This window comes from uncultured Thiodictyon sp. (genome assembly GCF_903828115.1).
GTDB lineage: Bacteria > Pseudomonadota > Gammaproteobacteria > Chromatiales > Chromatiaceae > Thiodictyon.
The window spans coordinates 1-4,674 of record NZ_CAIKKU010000118.1 but is presented as its reverse complement, the minus strand read 5'-3'; the positions used below and the strand labels follow the sequence as shown (position 1 = coordinate 4,674).

Here is a 4,674-nt window from a genome sequence, read left to right as displayed (position 1 = left end):
TTGTCGTTGTCGTAATCTAACAATCCGATCACCACAACGACAACGACAACGACAACGACAACGACAACGACCAGGACAGCGTACCCGGGATCTCGGTCACCACATCAGTTCTGATCGCACCCCGGCGTGCGGATCAGACCCCGGTCCCCAGGGCCGCTCGGGTACAATGCCGGGTTAAGGAAACAGCCGCGGACTGAGTGCAGATGCTATTCGATCGCTTTCTGAAGAAGACGCGCCAGGCTATCGAGCAGAGAAGGCCGCCGGAGAACCTGCTGGAACTGGCGCTGGGCCGGGGTGATCGCGGCGTCAGGCTTGACGCGCTGCGACGCCTGGCGAGCCTGCCGCACCTGCGTGCGATCCTCACCGACGACGACGACGCCGCCGTGCGCGAGATCGCCTTCGCCCGTTATCGCAGCCTGTTGGCCGGCACCGAAGGGGCCGAGCTGTCGCTGGCGGACCGGCTGGCCGAACTCGCCGCGGTCGCGGACCCGCGGCTCCTGGAACACCTGGCGCGTGAGGGGATGGACGGCCCGGTGCGCCGCGCCGCGATCGAGCGGATCGCGAGCCCCGCGGTGCTGGCGCACTGCGCCCTGCACGACAGCCTGACCGCCAATCGGGGCGCGGCCGTGGCCCGGCTCGAGGACCGGCAGTGCCTGGAGCAGGTGGTCCGGCAGATCGGCAAGAAGGACAAGGCGGTCTACCGTATGGCGCGCGAGAAGCTGCGGCGGCAGCTCCAGCAGGACGAGGAGCCCCGGCGCATCGCCGCCCGGTGCGCCGACCTCTGCGAGCGGGTGGAGCGCCTGGGCCACCTGCAGCAGTGGACCCAGGACCGCGCCCTGCTTGAACACCTGGACGGCCAGTGGGCGGAGATTGCGGCCCAGGCGCAGCCGGAGTGGGAGCGCCGCTACGGCGCCGCCCGCGCCCGATTCATCGCCGCCGAGGCCGCCTACCGGGCCGCCAACGCCGCCCAGCTCGCGGCCCAGGAGTCACGCACGGCGCTGCGGGCCGCGCGCGAGACCCTGCTCGCCGAGGCGGTGGGGATCGCGGCGCTCGACGCCGCGACGGCGATCCGCGCGGCGCGGGACCGCGTGGCCGCCGCCTGGAAGGACCTGGAGTCCCTGCCGGACGCCGAACAGCGCGGCCTCGACCACCGTTTCAACCAGCACCTCGAGGCCGCGCAGACCGCGTGGCAGGCCCTGATCGAGCGCGGACGGCAATGCGAGCGGCTGCGCAGCGTCGTTGCCCGGGCCGAACAGGTCCTCAAGGAGTCCAAGCCGCTGGACCTGCCCCAGACCCGCGCCCTCATCGAGCAGGGGCGGGCCCTCGCCCTGGGGCTCGCGGCGGACGCGAGCGCCGCCGAGCCGTGCGCCGCCTTCAGCGCGCTGGCCGAGCGCCTGGAGGCGCGACTCCAGGGCCAGCGGCGGCACGCCGAACAGCGCCTGGCCGAGATCCCCGCCCGCCTCGATGCGCTCGCCGCCCTGGTCGAGGCCGGCGAACTCAAGAAGGCCGATCCCATCCACCAAAGCCTCCAGGCCGCGCTCGACCTGATCGCGTCGAGCGGCCTGCCCAAGGGCGCCACTGCGGACCTGGGTGCCCGGCTGCGGGCCTTAAGTCCGCGGCTGCGTGACCTGCAACACTGGCGCCGCTGGGGCGCGGACCAACACCGCGAGGCACTGTGCGCGGCCATGGAGGCATTGTGCGGGCAGGACCTGCCCTTGGCGGCGGTGGCCGAGCGCCTGCATGTCCTCAAGACCGACTGGCAGGAGGTGGAACGGGCCGGCTCCCCCGCCAACAAGCCACTGTGGGAGCGCTTCCACCAGGCCGCCGCCACGGTCGCCGAGCGGGTGCGCCCGCTGCTCGCGCTCCAGGCCGCGGAACAGGACAGCAACCGCGCTGCCCGCGAGCAGGTGTGCGGCGAGCTCGAGACCTTCCTGTCCCGGATCGACTGGGAGCGGGTGGAGTGGAAGCGCGTCATGCGTGCCGAGCGTGAGGTCCGCCATGCCTGGTCCCTGATCGGCCCCTGTGAACCCCGTGAACGGCGGCGGCTGGAACGCCGCTACCATCAGGCCATAACCTCCATGGACCAACGCCTGGAGGCGGAGCGGGCGCGCAATGGGGCGCTCAAACGCGGCCTGATCGAGCGCGTGCGAACCCTCGCCGGGCACCCGGACCTGGACGCTGCCATCAACGAGACCAAGGACCTCCAGCGCCAGTGGTACACCACGGTCCCGGCCCGGCAGCGCGACGAGAACCGCCTGTGGCAGAGCTTCCGCGCCGCCTGCGATCTCGTCTTCGAGCGCCGCGCCGCCCAGCACCAGGCGCAACTCGGCGAGTTGGCCGCCAACCTGGCCGCCCGCGAGGCCCTGTGCGACGAGGCCCTGGCCTGCGCCGAGTCGCCGACGGACCCGCGCCGCCTGGCGGCGGCCCAGCGCGACCTTGAGCAACGTTGGCGGGACGCCGAGTCCATCCCGGTCCCGCGGCCCGCCGCCGCCGCCCTGAATCGCCGTTGGCAAGAGGCGCTGGACCGACTGAACCAACGCCGCCAAGCGGTCGAAGACGCCGCCGGGCGCGCGGTCTTCGACCTGCTGATCCACCGGGCGGCCCTGTGCGAGGCCCTGGAGGAGCGCCTGTTGGACCCGGCGGCCGCCCCCGTCGACCCAAGTCTCGGCGAGCAGGAATGGAGCAGCCTGCCGGAACTGCCGGACCGGGGCCAGCAGGAGGCACTCGACGAGCGCCGCCGCGTCGCCCTGGCGGCCGCAACCGACCCGGCGCAACTGGACGCGCTGCGCGCGCTCGGGCTGGTCAACCGCGAGCGGCGCGAACGGCTATGTCTGGAGCTGGAGGTTGCCGCCGGGGTGGAATCCCCTCCGGGCCTGGCCCAAGAGCGGTTGCGCCTCCAGGTCAGCCGACTCGCCGAGCGCATGAGCGAGGGCGAGGCGGACAGCCTGCGCGGCGCCGCCGACCTGCTGCGCGCCTGGTATCTGCTGGGCCCCGCGCCCCGTGACGCGGCCCTTAAGGCGCGGGTGGAACGGGTGCGCCAGACCCTGGCGGTCGGCGCGTCGGGCGGTCGGGCGGCGGAGTCGGAGGCCGGCTGAGCCCCCCGGCTACGACGGCTATCATCCCCATAACAACAGGGGACACTGGTTGTTTGCCGTGAAGGTCGCGCAGCGACGCTGTGGTAGCGGATTCAGCCGCGACGAGGCCTCGCGGGTTAACTGAAGCGTCGCGGGTCACCGCCTCTGCGCCTCTGCGTGAGACCTCTTGAAAGATCTCACGCAGAGGCGCGGAGACGCAGAGAAGAATCGCGACGGGTTATTGTAACCGCTCGGCCCCGCGTCGGGGCGCGATGCGCCGTCCCGGTTCTGCTGCCATTGCCTCGGCGCGATCCTCTGCGATACGCGTGCGCGTGCGTTCCCGCAGCGCTGCCCGGCGGTTTGCGGCAGTACGTGTCGGACGCAGGATGCTCGTCAGGTTGATCATGGTGTACTGTTTCAGTCGGGATTGAGATAACCGAAAAATAGCGGCTGCGACCGTCCTGTCAATTAGGGGTTTCCCTAGGTTGCGGCGGTCGGTGTCGGCCTGACTTGCGGCGCCGCCGCTTGGTCCGGGCCGACGCGATGCACGCGGCGACCTTCAAGATACCCTCTCAATGGGCGTGGGTCTGTGTCGCACCGCACGCTCTTACCGCGGCGCCGGTCCCTGTCCACGCTACCGGGCGAAGACGCCGACCTAGGATGGGCAGAGCCTTGCGACGCCCATCGTTGCCGGCCGTGCAGCCGGATGGGCTGGTGCCGCTTCCAGTCCCGCACGGCCGTTGGTGGACTGCGCTATGTTTATCCACCCTCGCGGGCTGCGACCTACCGGTAGCCCGGATGGAGCGCAGCGAAATCCGGCGGCGGCCTCGTAGATACGCGAGAAATCCGCAGGTTGCCGCGGGGACTGGTATCCGCGGTCATTTTTTTGGTGTATCGCGACCCTGCGGGGCTGAAGACCTGTTCCAGGATGCGCCACCCGTGCGCCGGCCGAGACGTTAGCGATCCCGCGGCCTGCCATCCGTCGCGGCGGCCGGGGCGCGCAGTTCGGGCGGCAGTGCCAGTGAGATCGAGTCCGCCCAGGCGACGAACTCGGCAAGACTGACACCGTGGCGGTCAGCGGCGCCGAAGCGCCGTTTGATGGCCTCGGTGATGAGGTTGAACCGGCCGAAGGTCGCCGCGGCGGGAAAGGTCGCGGCATCATCGGCGTCGATGCTCGCCGGTTCGATGCCGAGCGAGAGGGCGGCGAGCTTCCAGGGAGCGGCGGATTTGATCCGCTGCCAGTAGGCCCATCTGGGGGGCTTGGCGGTCGGTCGCGTGGGTTGGTCGCCGTCGGGGCCCGACCGGGCGCCTCCCGACACGGGCTTGAACGGGGCTTTGGATACCCGCAACGGCTTGTCGTTGCTCACTGGCTGCGCTCCTTCTCGATGCAGTTCTCAGTCAAAGGGCGGGGCGGGGGCGCCGCCGGGGGGCGTCGGTGCGGGCCCTGCCCGAGACCCGACCGGGCCCGCCGGGCCTCGCCTCCGGGAACCGTCCAATTTACCCGATCCGGGGTTGGCGGGGTACTCGGGGGTGCGATCAGAACTGATGTGTTGACGCCGATCCCGTAGGGTACGCGGTGGGTACCCTAAGGGATAGGCGT

Annotated in this window: 2 protein-coding genes; one reads left to right on the top strand and one right to left on the bottom strand. The window is 71.1% G+C overall.

Going from position 1 to position 4,674, the window contains the following annotated elements:
* Positions 1-203: 203 nt before the first annotated feature.
* Positions 204-3,095: a DUF349 domain-containing protein gene (locus QZY48_RS04195; protein ID WP_295428113.1), complete on the top strand. Its 2,892-nt coding sequence runs from the start codon at positions 204-206 to the stop codon at positions 3,093-3,095.
* Positions 3,096-4,030: 935 nt separating this feature from the next.
* Here QZY48_RS04195 and QZY48_RS04190 read toward each other — a convergent pair.
* Positions 4,031-4,441 (bottom strand): hypothetical protein, encoded by a 411-nt coding sequence (locus QZY48_RS04190; protein ID WP_295428110.1) that lies wholly within the window; start codon positions 4,439-4,441, stop codon positions 4,031-4,033.
* Positions 4,442-4,674: the final 233 nt, after the last annotated feature.

Coding starts and splice junctions, on each gene's coding strand:
- QZY48_RS04195 (WP_295428113.1), top strand. CDS start 204: ATGCTATTCGATCGCTTTCTGAAGAAGACGCGCCAGGCTATCGAGCAG.